The sequence below is a fragment of the Paeniglutamicibacter sp. ORCA_105 genome (assembly GCF_045798545.1).
GTDB classification, from domain to species: Bacteria; Actinomycetota; Actinomycetes; order Actinomycetales; family Micrococcaceae; genus Paeniglutamicibacter; species Paeniglutamicibacter sulfureus.
The window spans coordinates 1-17304 of sequence record NZ_JBIXLM010000019.1; the positions used below are offsets into that span (position 1 = coordinate 1).

Sequence of the window (17304 nt, forward strand, 5' to 3'; positions counted from 1 at the left end):
CCCCCCCCGCCCCCCCCCCCCCCCCCCCCCCCCCCCCCCCCCCCCGGGGGGGGGGGGGGCCCCCCCCCCCCCCCCCCCCCCCCCCACCGCCCTCTTTTTCGTTTTCCGCTCCGGTCCTAGGAACGCGGGCCGGTGCCGCGCATCATCGACCGGCGTTGGGCCGCGCGCAGGATCGCCATGGCGACGCCGGCGAACAGGAGCAGTCCGGCCGCGCCGGCAGCCACTGCATAGGCGCCTGCATAGCCGTGCGAATCGGCCAGCAGTCCGGCCAGGGAGTTGCCGATCGCGGTGCCCACCACGATGCCGGAGGACAGCAGGGTCATGACCGTGGAGAGGCGTGCCCGCGGCGCGATTTCCCCACCGAGGGTGAAGATGGTGACCAGGACCGGGCCAACCGGGATGCCCACCACCAGCAGTGCGGCGATCATCGGGCCCAGTTCCCCGGGCAGTTGCAGCGCCAGGGCTGCCGGGACCATGAAGATCGACGCCGCAAGCCAGCGGCTGGCCTGCGGCCACCCGCTGGGCCAGAACGCCACCGAAAGCGCGGCAATGGCGGAGGTGAACCCGACCGCCGCGTACAGCAGTCCGCCGATGTTCGCGTTGCCCAACGCCCCGGCGAACGCCAGGGTGCCGGCGGCGCTGGAACCGAAGAAGGTGCCCATACCGATCATCCCGATGACCGCGAACGAGATTCCGGTCACCTGGTGCGCGGTGAGCCTGACTTTCACGGCGTTCTTCACCGCCGGCACGACGGCCTTTTCGGTGCGGTGCACCGCAAAGAGCGGCACCAGCACCAGGGTGAGCACCGCGGCGATGGCCAGCGGGAGCCAGGGGGCGACCAGTGCAGCGAAGAGTCCCACGGCTGCCGGGCCGAGCACGAAGCCCAGCTCGTCGACCATCGACTCGTAGCTCAGCGCTGCCGAGAGTTCGCGTCCACCGGTGTCACGCTTCCGGGTCAGCGCCATCCAGCGCACGCGGGCCAGCGGGCCGATCTGCGGGCCGGTGGCCCCGGCGAGGACCGCCAGGAGCACGATGACGCCCAACGGCGCCAGATCTCCGGCACCGCCGAACCACATCAGTGCGGTGATGAGGATTGTCTGGAGCACGGCTACGGGCAGCAGCACGCGGCGCTGGCCCAGGCGGTCGGAGAGATAGCCGACGGTGGGGCCGCCCACTGCCGAGCCGAGACCGACCATGGCGGCGGCCATGCCGCCGGCGGCATAGGAGCCGGTCGAATCGATCAGCAGGGTCATCGAGCCGATGGTCAACATGGCCAGGGGCAGGCGGGCAAAGAAGCCCAGCGGGAAAAAGGCCCAGCCGACGAGTGGCGGAAGGGCCGCATATGGCGAAGGGGCAGTGGACTTGTTGGGAACAGTGTTGGTCATGGCGATGCCGGGTACTCCACTTACATGCGTGTAGCGTCCCTGCCTCCCGCTACACAGAACCCTTTGCAAACCTCGATCAGTCTATCCGAGCACCGCAAGGGCGGTGCTCACACCCCGATCTGCAGCGAGACGGTCGAGCCGTTGCGTCCCTTGTGGACGTTCAACCGGGTGGCAATGCGCTGCTTCATCTCGGCCACGTGCGAAACCACCCCAATGACCCGCCCGCCGCTGCGCAACATCTCGAGTGCGTCCATGACCTGTTCCAGGGTTTCGCCGTCCAGCGAGCCGAAGCCCTCGTCTACGAAGAGGGTCTCGATGTCGATGCCTCCGCTTTGCTGCTGGATCACATCCGCCAGGCCGAGTGCGAGCGAGAGCGAGGCCATGAAGGACTCCCCGCCCGAGAGGGTCTGGGTGTCGCGCTTGACCCCGGTCCAGGAATCCAGGATCTGCAGGCCCAGGCCCGACTTGTTGTTCCCCCTCGGGGTGTCGTCGTGGACCAGCGAGTAACGCTGGCCCGTCATCACCAGCAGGCGCGCCGTGGCCGCAAGGGCGACGGATTCCAGCCGGGCGGCGAGCACGTAGGTGCTCAGCGTCATCTTCAGCCGGTTCTCCCCCGCACCGCGGGCCAGCTCGGCGATGGACTTCAGCGTGGCGTAGCGCTCGAGCACCGGACCGGCCTCCGTCGCAAGAGTGGCGAGCTTCCCGAGCGCCGCCTCCAGCCGCGCGGCGTAGCTGGTGAGCACGGCGTCGCGGGCCAGCAACCGGTCGCGGGCCGCGGCGGAGTCGGCCACGGCCTGGTGCGCGGCGGCATGTTCGTGCTCGCCGGGCGTCTCGATGCCGTTGGCTGCCTCGGTGCGGGCAAGCTCGATGCCCGGAGCCTCGGCGAGCGTCTTGATGCGCACGGCCTCGTCGTTGTGCGAACGCACGGTTTGCTGTTCGGCCGCGCGCCGGGCATCGTCCAGCAGCAGTTCCTTCCAGGCGGCAGTGTCCGCGACGCCGATGCCTCCAAGTTTTTCCGCCCACTGCCCGGTGGAGGCCTCCAGGTTGGCGGCCGCGTTCATACTCGCCTGGAGCGCGGCGGACAAGGTTTCCAGCGCGGTGGCGGCCGAGCCCAGGACCACGTGGCGTTCTGCCAGGCTCTGGCCGTCCCTGCCCAGCTTGGCCAGGCGCGCCTCCAGTTTCAGTGCCCTGGCTTCCTCGGCTTGCTGCCGCGCTGCGGCGACCTCCAACTCCGTGGCGGTCTTCGCTTGGGCTTCCTTCAGGGTTTCCAGCTCGGTTTCGGCTTGCTGCAGCGTCCGCTGCGCGGCGGCGGCCTCGGCGCCGGAGGCCGTTGCCTTGGCATGCGCCTCGGTTGCCGCTGCGAGTTCGGCCGCTGCATCTTCCGCGCCCAGCTCGCCAATCCTGCCGCGCGAAAGGTCCAGGACCTGGTTGGCCTTCTCGAGCGCGGTCTTGTGCTTGTCCTCGGCCTTCTCGGCCTGGGCCAGCAAGCCCTGGGCCGCCTCGATGTCTTGGGCGGAAACGAACTCCCCCTCTGGCAGGGAGGCGGGTGCCGGATGGGCGGTGGACCCGCAGACCAGGCACGCTTCCCCGTCGATGAGCTCCTGGGCCAGTGCCGCGGCCGACTGTTCCAGGCGCAGTGCGACCAGCTGAGCGACACGCTCGCGGGCTTCCAGTGTTTGCGTGCGGGAAGCGTTCCAGGTGGTGTGTGCGGTTGCCTGCGCCTTTTCCGCCCGGGTTCGGGCGAGCACTGCGTCGCGGCGTTCGGTGGCGCTCCGGACCGCGGCCTCAAGCGTGCCAGCGGATTCGGCCAGGGCCGCGAGTTCCCCGTGCCGGGTGCGCAGTTCCGGAAGTTCTTCCCCGATTTCCCCGATGCGCCCGGCGCGCCCTGACTGTTTGGCGGTACCGGTGTCGATGTCGGCCTTCACCGTCAGGATGCCGCGCCGGACCTCTTCGAGTTCGGCTTCCTCCGGCAGCGCCGCCTCGATGAGGGCGGCGGCGGCACGGGAGGCCTTTGCTGCCTCGGCCGCATGGCCGCCGAGCACCGCCAGCACCTGCGGATCGGGATCGGTGGCGCGCGAGAGCTCCAGCAGGGCGTCGATTCCCGCGTCCTGGGCCATCAGGGACTCATGGGCCTCGCCGGTGTCCACCGCGGAAGCCGCGGCGGCGAGCCGGTGGTGCGCCGCGTCCGCCTTGGCCCGGGCGTCGGAAAGTTGTTGGTGGTAGGGCAGCAGTCCGACGGCGCGGGCATCGGCTTCCAACAACGCCCCGAGGTCGGCGATGTGCTCGGCGCGGGCTTCGTGGGCGGTGCGCAGGGTCCCCAGTTCCGCCAGCTGCCGGTGCCTGGTGGCCCGGTCTTCCAAGGCCGTCCGGGTTTTCTGCGCGGTGGCGAGTTCGGCATCGGCACCCGTTCGGGCCAGCTCGAGCCCGGTACGCAGCTGCGCCACGCGCCGGCGCAGCAATTCACCGAGTTCATTGCTTTCCCCCGCATCCAGATGGTCGCGGGCCTCCTGCGGCAGTCCGGTGCTGCCCTCGCCGGATTCACCGTCTGCCTCAGGGTCTTCGTCCCCGTAGAGCGTGGAAGTTGCGTCGTTGAGGAGGGTTTCGAGGGTATTGGCACGGGCGCGTTCGGCGTCCTCTGCCTCCGCGCGGGCGGCGTTGAGGCGCTCGCCCAGGATCCGCTCGGTCATGGCGTATTCGCTGGTGTCGAAGAGCGAACGCAGCAGGTCCTCGCGGTCCTTGTCCTTGGCGCGCAGGAATGCGGCGAAGGCGCCCTGGGGCAGCATCGCGACCTTGGTGAATTGTTCCTTGTCCAGGCCCAGGATCTCGGCCAGGACGTGTCCGACCTCGTCGTTGCGGGTGGATTTCTCGATCCACGCCCCGTCGATGCGCTCGCGCAGCCGGGATTGGGCCTGCGCGGTGGTGAAGCCGTTCTTGCTTCGCGTCGAGGGCCGCTCCCATGCCGGGGAGCGGGTGACCTCGAAGCGCCGGCCTCCGGTGGAGAACTCGCAGATGACTTCCGGGACGGCAGCGGGGTCCGCGTGGTCGCTGCGCAGCGACTTGCTGCCCTGGCGCACCCCGGGCAGGGAGCCGTAGAGCGCGTAGCAGATCCCGTCGAGCACGCTGGTCTTCCCCGCTCCGGTCTCCCCGTTGAGCAGGAAGATCCCCGCCTCGGAGAGCGCGTCGAAGTCGATGGACGCGCGCTTGGCGAACGGGCCGAAGGCCTCGATCTGCAGGGCATGGACCCTCATGCCTGCACCTTCTCGCTGCGCATCTGGACCAGCACGGAAGCCACCAGGTCTTTCTCTGCATCATTGAGCGGCCGCAACCTCACGTGGTCGACGAATCCGGCGCAGACCTCCACGGGGGAAGCGGCTGCCGCCAGCCGGTCGGCGTAGGAATCGTGCTCGTCCACCGGCCGGTCCACGGGTTCGAAGTTCAGCACCAGGGTGTCGGGGAAGCGCCCGCGCAGGCGTTCCATGGCGCCGGCGGGGCGGTGCGTGTCGGTCAGGGTGACCTGGCACCAGGCATCCTGCGCCGAAGCGTATTGGTCGGCGGTGAGCAGGTCGTCGATCTTGCCCTTGAGGATGCGCAGCTCCTTGGCCGCGGGCCAGTCGATGCCGCGCACCTCCCCCAGCCCCTCGGGGCCGATGTCCAGCAGCCAGGCGCCCTTGCGGTGCCCGGCTTCGGAGAAGGAATACGGGATCGGGGATCCGGAATAGCGGATGTGTTCGGCCAGTTGCTGCCGCCCGTGCAAGTGGCCCAGAGCCGCGTAGGTGAAGTCTGCGAAGAGGGAGGTGGGCACGATGTCCAGCCCGCCGATGCTCAGCTCGCGCTCCGAGTCCGAGGAGGCGCCACCGGCGGCAAAGACGTGCGCCAGCACGATGGGGTGCACCGGATGGCTTGCCGCTTCCTGCCGTGCGGCCAGGTCCGTGCGCACCTTGTCCAGTGCCGCGCGGATGACCGGAGGGTGTCCGGGTTCGGTGACGCCCAGGGGCTCGGCGACCATGCGCGGTTCCAGGTAGGGCAGGCCGTAGACTGCGACCTCGAAGCCCTCACCGTCGAAGATCGCCGGCCGGTCGATGTCGGCCAGGGAGGTGCGCAGGTGCAGCCCGGCGTGTTCGAGCAGCGCGGAGCCGAAGCCCAGGCGCAGGGCCGAGTCGTGGTTGCCGCTGGTGATGACCATCTGCACCCCGGTGGCGCGCAGCCGGACCAGGGAATCGTCGAACAATTTCACCGCGTCCACCCCAGGCAGCGCCCTGTCGTACACGTCCCCGGAGACCAGCAGCACGTCCACCTTCTCGGTCTCGATGGTGGCGATGAGCCGGTCCACGAATTCACGTTGGGCCTCAAGCAGCGAGGCCCCGTGGAAGGAGCGGCCAAGGTGCCAATCGGAGGTGTGAAGGATACGCATGGAAACCACACTAGCGATTGGGTGCCACGGGTTGGTATTCGCCTCTGGCGCCGGTGGAAAACCACTAGACTGGCACGGTGAGTGAATCAACTGATCAGTACGCGCTTCCCGCCGAATTTTCCGACCGAGTCCTGGGTGTGCTGCTGGCCGTGGCCGACGGGGCCGCCCATGCCCGCGACGGCGCCGACCCCGGTGAAACCGAGACCCTTTCCCTCTACCTGCTCGACGGGCTGATGGAAGCCCTGGAGTGGGCGCACGAGGGCGTTGCCTCCGACGAGGCCGCCTGCATGTGGCTCGCGGCCCTGCGCTGGTACAAGCTGGTCAACAACACCTTCCCCGAGGGTGCCCCGGAGCCGCAGCCGCGCTGGATCGACGAGGCCTTCGACGGCGCTCCGTCCTTCGCCCCTGGCGACAGCCAGAACCTGTTGGCGCTGGACAACCGCGACATGGCCTCGGTGGGCCGCCCCCTGTTTCCCCAGGCCGACACCACCGGGGTGCTCACCCGCGCAGCGTTCATGGCCCTGTTGCCGAGGGTCGACGAGGCCACCACCGCAAAGATCGCCACCGACGCCGCCGCGCTGACCCACGGCTCGCCCGCTGCGCACCGCGCCGCAGGAGCCGCCGCCCTGGTGCTACGTGCCGCCCTGGAATCCGGAACCGACGCCCTGGGCCGTTGGGCCGCGCTGGTTAAGGAATTCGCGGTCGAAGAACCCGCTGGCGAGGAGCTCGAGGACGGAGAGCCCGAAGGCAGTGAACGGGACGTCACGGCCGGAGCGGGACTGTTCCGCGCGGTGACCCACGTGACGAACGCGCTGGCGCACACCGAGCCGAAGGCCGCCTACGACGCGCTCTTCGAGGCGCTGGGCGAGGAGCCCGATGCCGAGACCGCCGCCTACGCCACGGCCCTGCTGGCCGCGGTGCAGGGCACCGACGCCGTGGCCCACCGTCCGGCCTCGGAGATCGACCCGATCCTGGACGCCACGCACGATCGCTGGGTCAAGCTCACCGTCGGCGAGTAGTTGCGCGGCGCCCTGGCAACGGGGCGCCGCCACTCAGCCGCGCTCAATGCGCGGCCGCCGGCGTGCGCGGGGACCTTACGCGGCGTCGAAGCCGTCGATCAGCTGCAGGAACTCGCCCTCCGCCAGGATCGCGACCGGCTGCCCGGCCTCCTGGAGGCGCAGCACCCGCTTGGCCTTGCCGGTGAGGCGTCCGGTGGACAGGTCCTCGGGCACAAAGCCGTCACCGACCACCAGCACCGTGGTGGCGCGGGTGACGCGGCTGGCGGTGTTCGCGCCGCGCTCGGCGGCCCGGTCCTTGGCGATCTGGCGGGAGATGCGCAGGTTGCCGGTGAAGACCACCATTTCGCCGTAGAGCGGGTGCGCCGGGTCCGCCTGCGGATCCCCGGTGCGGTCATCGCCCTCCTGCGGCCACGCGGCCCACTCGGGTTGCACGGGCACCGGGTTGCCGCTGGCTGCCCAGCCCTGGGCGTCCCGGGTGGCCTTGGACAGTGCATCGCCCGGCAGGTAGGCGGGCGCGAAGCCCATCTTCACCTTCAGCACCTGCGCGGCGGCCGCCACGTCGTCCGCCTCCTGGCGGCGGGCAATGTCAATCATGATGTTCGCGCAGGCCCGGGCGTCGGCCAGCGCATCGTGGTGGTTTTCCATGGGCGATCCCGCTTCCTCGGCCACGAATGGCAGCGAGTAGGAGGAGAGCTCGTAGGTGCGCCGGGACATCTTCACGGTGCAGGCGTAGTCGAATGCGGGACCGGAAAGTTCGGAGACCTCCAGGGCGGAGCGGATCACGCCGAGGTCGAAGGCGGCGTTGTGCGCCACGAGGGTGTCGGTGCCGATGAAGTTGGCCATCGGGGTGAACAGTTCGCCGAAGCGCGGTGCATCCTTGACCATGTCGGCGGTGATGCGGTGGATCATCACGTTGCGCGCATCGAAGTGGTCAAACCCCTTCGGCGGGCGCATCAGCCAAGAGGCTTCCTCCACGATCTTGCCGTTGCGGACCCGGCTGAGTCCGACGCTGCAGGCGGAGCCACGGAATCCGTTGGCGGTTTCAAAGTCGATCGATGTAAAGTCCAGGGCCACGAACCAAAGAATACCGTTGATCGCCCACGGCTTGCGCACCGAGACTCCCGCATGTGGCGTGAATGACATCGAAGAGGCGCACAAAACCCCCGGCGGACCCGCCCTGCCACGGAGGTGGCCTGGCCGACCCGCCGGGGGTCGCTTTGTTGCAATTTCGTGGTTGCGGCTAGGCCGTGGCCCGGCGCAGGGTCAGGTACGATCCCCCGGCCAGCACCACGCACACCAGTCCCAGCACGATCGACAGGCCCAGCACCTGCATCGAGGCGAACCAGTTTCCCACCTGGGGCCAGGCATCGTTGATGGCGACGAGCGCGAGCATCCCCAGCAGCAACACTGCGAAGCCGATGCCAGCGGCCAGCAGGCCGGTGGCCTTCCAGCGCAGGTACACCGTGGCGCACCAGAAGCCGATCATGAACAGCAGCACCATGGCCACGAAGTAGAACAGGATCTGGACCAGGGCGTTGTTGCCTGCAATCCAGTCCAGGGCGAAGAGCTGGCCGTTGAATCCCCACCCCCCGGTGGCGGTTTCCACCAGGCCCAGGATGTAGTAGAGGATCGAGAATCCCAGGGCAATCAGGGCGAAGAGCCCGAGCGTGCCCAGGTAGAACGTCCTGCGTGAGACGCTCATGGCCTGCGAAAACGGGAACGTGAGCGTGAGCGACTGGATGCCCAGGGCCAGGAAATACCACATGACGGCCTGGCCCGACCCGGAATACAGAGTCCCTTCCCTGGCGCTGGCGGGAAGCAGCGCCCAGATGGCGAACGTCAGAAGGGTCGAAACGACCAGGATCACCAGCGGGATCCCGAGGAAGGTCCACTTGTTGATCAGCTGCATGCGGGCAACCTTGATGACGCGGTTCATTTGAGGGCCTCCTGGTATTCCTCGCCGTTCACGTGTTTCTGTGCAGCCATGGTTGTACGCACGACCAATTGCTGAAGCGGCACCGGGGACAGCTCGAGTCCGAGTTCCGCAGCCATGGCGCGCTGGGTCTGTCCGAGCCGCCCCTTGATGGTGACCGACGCCAGGGAACCGAGGGAATCGCGGTGCAGCACCTCGTAGCCGTCGATGAAGTCGGCGACCGCTTCCTGGTTCCCCGTCACGGCGACTGCCGAACCACGCAGGGACTCGGCATCCTCGTCGAGCAGGATCCTGCCCTTGTCGATCACCACGACGTGCTCCAGCAGGTTGGCGATCTCGTCGATGAGGTGGGAGGAGAGCACAATGGTGCGCGGATGGTGCGCGTAGTCCTCGACGAGCCGGTCGTAGAAGATCTGCCGGGCCACGGCGTCAAGGCCGAGGTACGGTTCGTCGAAGACGGTGATTTCCGCCCTCGAGGCCATGCCGATGATCACGCCCACCGCCGAGAGCTGGCCGCGTGAGAGCTTCTTGATCCTCCGTTTCAGCGGCAGGGCAAAGTCAGCCACGAGACCTTCGGCCAGGTCCTGGTCCCAGTTCGCGAAGAACAGGGCGGCCGCCTTGAATGCCTGGGCGGGCGTGAAGTCGTCGGGGTACTTCTGGGATTCGCGGATGAAGCAGATTCGCGCCAAGGTCTGGTCGTTCTCGTAAGGATTGTGCCCGTGGATCAACACCTCCCCGCTACTCGGGAACCCCTGGCCGGTGAGGATCGACATCAGGGTCGTCTTGCCGGCTCCGTTGCGCCCAAGCAAGCCGTAGATGCGGTCCGCTTCCAGGCGCAAGGTCACGCCGTCCAGCGCCCTGAGTTCGCGAAATGTCTTGGACAGGTTCCTGACCTCGATGGCTGACGATGATGGCTGGTTCATCGGTTGACGCTCCCTTCGGATGTATCCGTTGTGAGAGATTGGCGGATCATGGCGCTGAGCTCGTCACCGTCGATGCCCAGTTTCCTCGCCTCGCGCGCCAGCGGCTGGATGAATTGGGCTTGGAAGGCGTTGCGCCGGACTTGAAGCAGTTTCTCGCGGGCGCCGCTGCTGACGAACATGCCGATGCCTCTCTTCTTGTACAGGATTCCACTTTCAACCAAGAGGTTCACGCCCTTGGCCGCGGTGGCCGGATTGATGCGGTAGTAGGCGGCGAACTCGTTGGTCGAGGGCACTTGGGCCTCTTCAGCCATGGTGCCGGCGACGATCTCGGACTCGATCAGCTCCGCAATCTGGATGAAGATCGGCCGTGAATCATCAATGGCGCTCACGACGGCCAACCTTTCTTGACGCGCAACGAACCCGAATGCTTGATTGGTTCAGCGGTTCATTACTCATGTAACTAACCTACGGTCGCATGAACCGGATGTCAACGGGAAAACGGGAGATTCCCGCAGGAACATCGCCGACGCGGCATACGGGCAGCAAAAAGCCCGGTCGCCCGCCACTGGTTTCGCGTATACGCGAAATCCCCTCGTGACGTGCGACCGGGCCCGGAGACTCGGTACGGCGGTACTGCTACTTGGCGGCGTCCGCGTCCTGCATGGCCGCGTTCTTCTTCGCCCTGGACTTGCGGACCTTCAGCACCACCCACAACACCAGCAGCAGGACCACGACAACGATGACGATCTTCTGGAAGACGTCGGCATAGGCCTCGACGATGTGCCAGTTCTCCCCGAGGTAGTAACCGGAGAGCACGAAGATGGAGTTCCAGATCAGCGAGCCGGCCGCGGTGAGCCCCAGGAACTTGCCCTGGTTCATCTTCGTGATGCCCGCGGGAATGGAAATCAGGGAGCGGAAAATCGGGATCATGCGGCCGAAGAACACCGCTTTGGCGCCGTTGCGTTCAAACCAGGACTCGACCTTGTCAACATCCTCGAGGTCCACCAACGGAAGCCAGCCGACAATCGCGCGGGTGCGTGTCCGCCCCAGCGCCCGGCCAACCCAGTACAGGGCGTAGGCACCGAAGATCGAGCCGATCGTGGTCCACAGCAGCGCCTCCACGAGGGAAAAGGAGCCGCGGCTGGCGGTGAAGCCGGCCAGCGGCAGGATAACCTCGGAGGGCAGCGGCGGGAAGAGGTTTTCCAGCGCGATGGCCAGCGCGGCACCGGGTGCCCCGATGACCTCCATCAGGTGCACCGCCCAGTCGGCAAATCTCGTGATCAGGCTTCCGCCGGAAGGATCGGCGGTCGCGGCCTGTAGCGCAGTCAAGGTAGTCATTGTCTTTTAGTGTCTCTTAAGCCACGCGGAATTCGCAGGGGCTGGGTCCACTATGTGTTCAATGCCTCACGTGACGGGCACCGGATCCGGCGCCACCCTGGCGCAGTTGTTCGCGGCGCTGTGCTCGATCGCCGCCAGCACCCGTTGGACCTCGAGTCCCTCGGCAAAGGAAGGCGAGGCCTGCGTATTGCCCTCGATGGCCAGCAGCAGGTCGCGGATCTCGTGGGTGAAGGTGTCCGCCCAGCCCAGCACGTGGCCGGTGGGCCACCAGCCATCCAAGTACGGGTGCTCCGGCTCGGTGACCAGGATGGTCTTGGAGCCTTGTTCCCCGGCCGGCGCCCCGGAATCGCACAACTGCAGGTGGTTGAGCGATTCCAGGTCGAAGGCCAGGGAACCGCGCGATCCGTAGGCCTCGATCCTGAAGGAGTTCTTGCGGCCCGTGGCCATGCGCGTGGCCTCCACGGTGGCCACCGCGCCGTTGTCCAGCTCCAGGGTGGACCATATCGCGTCGTCCACAGTGACTTCCTCGTTCCCCGCGGCACCGGGACGCCGGGAGACGAAGGTTTTGCTGGTGGCCGACACGGAACTCACCTTCGCCCCGGTCAGGTAGTGGACCTGGTCCACCGCGTGGGAGCCCAGATCCCCCAGGGCGCCGGACCCCGCTTCTTCCCGCCGCAGCCGCCAGCTCATCGGCGAGCGTTCGTCGACCAGCCAGTCCTGGTAATAGCGGATGTTCAGCTGGCGCAACTCCCCCAGTCGGCCGGCTGCCACCAGGTCCCTGGCCAGCGCGAGGGCCGGCACGCGGCGGTAGTTGAACCCGAGCATCGACACCACCCCGGCATCCGCCGCGGCGGCTGCCGCCTCGGCCATCGCCTGCGCCTGCGCCACGGTGTTGGCCAGCGGCTTTTCCACCAGCACGTGTTTTCCGTGCTCCAGGGCGAAGATGGCGATTTCCGCGTGCAGCGCGCCGGGGGTGCAGATGTCCACGATGTCCACGTCCTCGCGCAGGATGCTCGCGCGCCAGTCGGTGCTCGATGCCTCCCACCCGTAGCGCCGCGCGGACGCCTCGACGGTACCGGCATCCCGCCCCACGAGCACGCGCATGGCAACCTTCGGGGTGTCAAAGGTGGCGTTGACATTGCGCCAGGCCTGCGAATGGGCCTTGCCCATGAACGAGTGGCCGATCACTGCTACGCCAAGGGCCGAGCTGGTTCGGGACATCTATTGCTCCTTGCGGTGGTGCTGCCGGTGGGCGGATCGGTGTGGTGGCGCGGGGTTTAGGACTCGAAGGCCGTCGGCAGGTAGCGCTCGACGTTCTCCTTGGTCACCACGGCGGCGTACAGCACGATCTGGCGCGGGATCTCGATGTCCAGCAGGTCGCCCAGGGCCTTGTCCTGTGCCACGAGTCGGGCCACGCGCACGCCGTCGGCTGCCTGGTAGGCCGGGTAGACGGTGGTGGCCTTCACGACCGAGTCACCTGACTGGATCTCGCGCATCATGTTGGCCGAGCCGCCGTTGCCGACCATGAAGAACTCATCGCGGTCTGCGGCCTTGATGGCCGCCAGCACGCCCACGCCCTGGTCGTCGTCGTGGTTCCAGATGGCGTCGAGCTGCGGGGCAGCCTGGAGCAGGTTGGAGGCCGCCTTTTCGCCGGACTCCACGGTGAACTCCGCAGGCACCCGGTTGGAGACCTCGAGCCCGCACTTTTCCAGCGCGTCCTTGAAGCCGCGGCTGCGGTCCTGGGTCAGCGGCAGGGAGTCGATGCCGGGGATCTCGCCGATCTTCGCATCCTTCTTGCCGTCGAGCTCGTTGCAGATGAAGTCGCCGGCGGATACGCCCACGCCGTAGTTGTCGCCCAGCACGGTGACACGCGAGGACTGGGCGGTGCTGAATTCGCGGTCAACGTTGATGACCGGGATGCCGGCGTCCATCGCCTTCTGCGCCACCTGGGTCAGCGCCGCACCGTCGAAGGGCAGCAGCACGATGGCGTCGACCTTGTCGTTGATCATGGTCTCGACCTGGCTGATCTGGACGCTGACGTCGTTGGTGCCCTCGGCGACCTTCAGCTCGACGTCCGGGTACTCCTTGGCGGTTTCCACGGCCAGGTCGGTCATGGCGGCCATGAAGCCGTGGTCGGCGGCAGGCACCGAGAAGCCGATGGTGACCTTCTCGCCGGCCTCGGCGTTGGAGCCGGCGGCGGCGGGTGCGGCGGCCGCGCCGGTGGTGGGTGCGGATTCGGCCGGGGCGTTGGAGACGCAGGCGGTGAGCATGAACGCCGAGGTGGCCAGCAGGGCAGCGGCGCCGAGCATCTTCTTGGAGCGAGTGGTGGGCATGGACATTACTTCTCCTTTGAAACAGTATTTGGTGCGGTGTGGGTGGTGCGGGTCAGGTCCGGGATTGCCGGGCGGCCAGCTGGCGCTGGATCAGCACGGCGATCACGATGATGGCGCCCTTGGCGACGAGCTGCACCGAGAGCGAGAGGTTGTTCAGGGTGAAGATGTTGGTCAGCGTGGAGAAGATCAGCACGCCGAGCACGGTGCCGAAGATCGAGCCTCGGCCGCCCGTGAGCAGGGTTCCGCCGATGACCACCGCGGCGATCACGTCCAGTTCCAGCCCGGTGCCGTGGGTGGCGCTGCCGGTGGTGGTGCGGGCCATGAGCATGAACGCGCCAATGCCGGCGCAGAGCCCGGCGAGCGCGTAGATGGCCATGGTGTGGCGTTCGACCTTGATGCCCGCCAGGCGGGCGGCCTCCGGGTTCCCGCCGATGGCGAAGGTGCGCCGGCCGAAGGTGGTGCGGTTCAGCAGCACCCAGCCGCCGATGGCGACCAGGATGAAGATCAGCACGATCACCGGGAGCCCCAAGAGGTTCCCGCCCACTGCCTCAAGGAACGGATCGACGGTGATGATCTGGGTCTTCTTGTCGGAGATGATCTCCGCCAGCCCGCGCGCGGCGGCCAGCATGGCCAGGGTGGTGATGAAGGAGACGACCTTGCCGTAGGCAATCAGGATCCCGTTGACCAGACCCGCGGCAGCACCGACCCCCATGGCGGTGAGCGCCATGAAGATCCAGGAGGTCGAATCGGCAAATGCCTGCCCGGAGAGGGTTGTCGCCCAGACGGCCGAGAGCGCAAGCACCGCGCCGACCGACAGGTCGATGCCGGCGATGGTGATCACGAACGTGGCCCCGATGCTGACCACCCCGGTCACGGCGGCCAGGCGGACGATGGTCATCACGTTGTTCGAGTCGGCGAAGCGCTCCCCCGCGGTGACTGTGCCCAGCACGAAGAGCAGCGCCAGGGCCAGGATCAGCCCCATGTTCCGGCGCAGCCCGGCATCCAACAGCCATTTCATGGCGCTGCGCCGGGGAGGCAGGCTCGGTGCCTGCTTGAGCTCGGTTGCGGCCGAGGTGCTCATAGTGTGGTCCCTTCCATCACGAGGTCAAGAATCTGGTGTTCGCTTAGTTCGGCTGCGGGCGCCCGGTGCACGATCCGGTTTTCGGACACGACAAGCACCTCGTGGCAGAGCCCGAGGACCTCCTCGAGTTCGCTGGAGACCACGACGATGGCGATGCCCGCCCGGGACAACCCGGCGATGAGGTTGTAGATCTCGCTGCGCGCCCCGACGTCGACGCCGCGGGATGGCTCGTCGAGCAGCAGCACGCGGCAGCCGTGTGAGAGCCAGCGGCCCAGCACGACCTTTTGCTGGTTTCCGCCAGAGAGCGTGCGGGCCTCGCGGGCGGGGTCGGCCGGGCGCAGCTCCAGGTTCCGGATCTGCTCCATGCTCACCCGGTACTCGGCCTTCTGGCTGGTGAACCCGGCGGTGGCGTAGCGCCCGATGCTTGCCAGGGTGAAGTTGGCGGCGAGGGTGTCATCGAGCAACAGCGCCTGGCTCTTGCGCTCCTCCGGGCACAGCCCCATGCCCGCGTTCACGGCCGAGACCGTCGAACCGGGGCGCAGCCTCGTGCCGTCGATGTCGACGGTTCCGGAGACCGGCTTGGTGCTGCCGTAGATGGCACCCAGGATTTCCGAGCGGCCCGAGCCGACCAGTCCCGCCAGCCCCAGCACCTCCCCTGCCCGCACGGAGAAGGAGATCGGGTCGTGTCCGGGGGCCACGACCAGGTCGTTGACCGAGAGGATCTCGGTTGCCTCCGCTGCGAGGGCGGCAACCGGCGGGAAGACGTTGGTGATGGAGCGGCCGGTCATGAGCCGGATGAGTTCGACGTTGGGGGTTTCGGAGACCCGCAGGTTCGAGGCAACCGCCCGCCCATCCTTCAGGACGGTGATGCGGTCGCCGATGACCCGGATTTCCTCGAGCCGGTGCGAGATGTAGATGACCGCGACGCCGGCTGCCGTGAGGGTACGGACGGTGTCGAAGAGGTTGCGCACCTCCTCGGAGTCCAGGACGGCCGAGGGCTCGTCCATGATGATCAGCCGCACGTCACGGGACAGCGCCCGTGCCATGGAGACGATCTGCTGGCCCGCGGCGGAGAGTTCGCCGACTTCCATAAGCGGGGAGATCTCCGAGTGGCCGAGGCTGGCCAACAGCCGCGCGGCCTCGAGCTGCTCGGCCCGGCGGGAACTGAATCCGCCCCGGGATTTCTCGTGGCCCAGGAAGATGTTCTCGGCGACGGTGAGCGTCTCGACGAGGTCAAGCTCCTGGTACACGGTGCCGATGCCCGCCTTGATCGCGTCGTCCGGGCTGGAGAAGCCGGTTTCCTTGCCATCGAGCAGGATCTGTCCTTCGTTGGGCCGGTGGGCACCTGCCAGCACCTTGATCAGGGTGGACTTGCCGGCGCCGTTTTGGCCCAGCAGGCAGTGCACCTCGCCGGCGGAGACCTCGAACGAGACATCCTGCAGGGCGATGATGCCGGGGAACCGCTTTTCGATCCCCCGCATTTCCAGCAGATGCGCCCCGCCCGGGGTGGCGCCTGTGGCTTCGTCGTCACTCATAGTGATGGACGTTACACTGACTTATGATTATTGTCGAGCAAAAGTCGAGCGATCACTGTCATTACTTGTGATCACCACTACATCTTCTGCCCAATATGCTTCACTTGATTCATGGCCATCTCGATGATTACCCCCAAGCCACCCACCCCGGGGACGGGTGCCGGAGAGCTATTCCAGCTCCTGCGCGATGGGCGTCCCCGCACCCGTTCCGAGCTGGCTACCCACACCGGCCTCTCCCGTTCCACGATTGCCGCACGCATCGATGCGCTGCAGGACATCGGGCTCATCGGTGCCGTCGGGCCCGCGCTCTCCTCCGGGGGCCGCCCTCCCTCGACCTTCGCCTTCGCCCCCGAGTCCCGCACGGTGCTTGCCGCCGACCTCGGAGCTGCCCACGGGATCCTGGCGCTGACCGACCTGGCCGGAAACGTCATCGACCACCTGCGTGCCGATGTCGACATCGCCACCGGCCCGGTGCCGGTGCTCGACTGGGTGGTGCACGGCTTTACCGAACTGCTGGGGCGCAACGGCCGCGACGCCGCGACGCTCTCGGGCATCGCCATCGGCGTCCCGGGACCCGTCGAGCATTCCACCGGACGGCCCACCAAGCCCCCGATCATGCCCGGATGGAACGACTTCGACATCCCCGGCACCGTCCAGCGGACCTTCGACGTGCCGGTGCTGGTGGACAACGACGTGAACATCATGGCCCTGGGCGAGCAGTCCTTCAGCTGGCCCGACACCGAGAACCTGATGTTCGTGAAGGTGGCCACGGGCATCGGGGTGGGCATCATCAGCGGAGGCGAGCTGCAGCGCGGCGCCCAGGGATCGGCGGGCGACCTCGGCCACGTCCAGGTCCCGGGAGGCGCGAACACGCCGTGCTCCTGCGGGAACACCGGCTGCCTCGAGGCGCTGGCCGGCGGACCGGCCGTCGCCAGGAACCTGGCGGCCCACGGCATCGAGGTGGCCACCGCCTCCGAGGTCGGGAAGCTGGCCGAGGCAAACAACACCGCCGCGATCCAGGTGCTGCGCCAGGCCGGGCGCGACATCGGCTCGGTCCTGGCGATGTGCGTGAACCTGCTCAACCCCTCGGTGATCGTGCTGGGCGGGCGGCTGGCCAACGCCGGCGAACACGTGATCGCCGGGGTGCGCGAACTGGTCTATTTCCGCTCCACCCCGCTGGCCACCCAGCACCTGGTGATCGTCGGATCGGCCTCGCGGGAAATGGCCGGGGTGCGCGGCGCCAGCATGCTGGTGATCCAGCACGTCCTTTCCGCGGCAGCCGTCGACGGGCTGGTCCAGGAGCGGGCGGCCCCGCAGCCCGCTGCGGCGTCCCGGTAACGGGCGCC

14 protein-coding genes are annotated in these 17304 nt (G+C 67.8%); 2 read left to right on the top strand and 12 right to left on the bottom strand.

The annotated features are described in order from the left end of the window. Positions 1 to 116: 116 nt before the first annotated feature. The 3 genes from ACIPUB_RS10910 to ACIPUB_RS10920 form a co-directional block, all read right to left on the bottom strand. Positions 117 to 1385, bottom strand: a complete 1269-nt coding sequence (locus ACIPUB_RS10910) for an MFS transporter (protein ID WP_407607395.1) — start codon at positions 1383 to 1385, stop codon at positions 117 to 119. Positions 1386 to 1492: 107 nt separating this feature from the next. After that, complete coding sequence (locus ACIPUB_RS10915; protein ID WP_407607396.1) at positions 1493 to 4633, bottom strand: AAA family ATPase; 3141 nt, start codon at positions 4631 to 4633, stop codon at positions 1493 to 1495. Continuing rightward, the gene (locus ACIPUB_RS10920) at positions 4630 to 5796 is read right to left on the bottom strand and encodes an exonuclease SbcCD subunit D (RefSeq protein WP_407607397.1); all 1167 of its coding nucleotides are present in this window, start codon (positions 5794 to 5796) and stop codon (positions 4630 to 4632) included. The genes ACIPUB_RS10915 and ACIPUB_RS10920 overlap by 4 nt, the downstream gene beginning before the upstream one ends. A 77-nt stretch (positions 5797 to 5873) precedes the next feature. Between ACIPUB_RS10920 and ACIPUB_RS10925 the strand changes: the two genes are divergently transcribed. Beyond that, the gene (locus tag ACIPUB_RS10925) at positions 5874 to 6815 is read left to right on the top strand and encodes an ADP-ribosylglycohydrolase family protein (RefSeq protein WP_407607398.1); all 942 of its coding nucleotides are present in this window, start codon (positions 5874 to 5876) and stop codon (positions 6813 to 6815) included. Between the two features lie 75 nt (positions 6816 to 6890). Here ACIPUB_RS10925 and ACIPUB_RS10930 read toward each other — a convergent pair whose 3' ends face one another. The 9 genes from ACIPUB_RS10930 to ACIPUB_RS10970 all read right to left on the bottom strand — a co-directional run bounded on the left by ACIPUB_RS10930 (position 6891) and on the right by ACIPUB_RS10970 (position 15958). Continuing rightward, entirely contained in the window at positions 6891 to 7889 is a 999-nt protein-coding gene (locus ACIPUB_RS10930; RefSeq protein WP_407607457.1) for an exonuclease domain-containing protein, read from the bottom strand. Positions 7890 to 8055: 166 nt separating this feature from the next. Beyond that, positions 8056 to 8751 carry a hypothetical protein gene (locus ACIPUB_RS10935; protein ID WP_407607399.1) on the bottom strand — a complete coding sequence of 232 codons (696 nt, stop codon included), beginning with the start codon at positions 8749 to 8751 and terminating at the stop codon, positions 8056 to 8058. Continuing rightward, complete coding sequence (locus ACIPUB_RS10940; RefSeq protein ID WP_407607400.1) at positions 8748 to 9671, bottom strand: ABC transporter ATP-binding protein; 924 nt, start codon at positions 9669 to 9671, stop codon at positions 8748 to 8750. The genes ACIPUB_RS10935 and ACIPUB_RS10940 overlap by 4 nt, the downstream gene beginning before the upstream one ends. Next, positions 9668 to 10060, bottom strand: coding sequence for a GntR family transcriptional regulator (locus ACIPUB_RS10945; protein ID WP_407607401.1), 393 nt, complete (start codon positions 10058 to 10060; stop codon positions 9668 to 9670). Before ACIPUB_RS10945 ends, ACIPUB_RS10940 begins: the two co-directional genes overlap by 4 nt. Before the next feature lie 247 nt (positions 10061 to 10307). Beyond that, a complete protein-coding gene (locus ACIPUB_RS10950) occupies positions 10308 to 11009 on the bottom strand; it encodes a DedA family protein (RefSeq protein WP_407607402.1) in 702 nt (233 codons plus the stop codon). Positions 11010 to 11075: 66 nt separating this feature from the next. Continuing rightward, on the bottom strand, positions 11076 to 12230 hold the full coding sequence (locus ACIPUB_RS10955) for a Gfo/Idh/MocA family protein (RefSeq protein WP_407607403.1): 1155 nt from the start codon (positions 12228 to 12230) through the stop codon (positions 11076 to 11078). 56 nt (positions 12231 to 12286) lie between these two features. Further along, complete coding sequence (locus ACIPUB_RS10960; protein ID WP_302265711.1) at positions 12287 to 13348, bottom strand: substrate-binding domain-containing protein; 1062 nt, start codon at positions 13346 to 13348, stop codon at positions 12287 to 12289. A 46-nt stretch (positions 13349 to 13394) separates the two neighbouring features. Then, on the bottom strand, positions 13395 to 14423 hold the full coding sequence (locus ACIPUB_RS10965) for an ABC transporter permease (protein WP_407607404.1): 1029 nt from the start codon (positions 14421 to 14423) through the stop codon (positions 13395 to 13397). Further along, complete coding sequence (locus ACIPUB_RS10970) at positions 14420 to 15958, bottom strand: sugar ABC transporter ATP-binding protein (RefSeq protein WP_407607405.1); 1539 nt, start codon at positions 15956 to 15958, stop codon at positions 14420 to 14422. The genes ACIPUB_RS10965 and ACIPUB_RS10970 overlap by 4 nt, the downstream gene beginning before the upstream one ends. A 111-nt stretch (positions 15959 to 16069) precedes the next feature. Between ACIPUB_RS10970 and ACIPUB_RS10975 the strand changes: the two genes are divergently transcribed. After that, positions 16070 to 17296, top strand: a complete 1227-nt coding sequence (locus tag ACIPUB_RS10975) for an ROK family protein (RefSeq protein WP_407607406.1) — start codon at positions 16070 to 16072, stop codon at positions 17294 to 17296. Positions 17297 to 17304 lie beyond the last annotated feature (8 nt).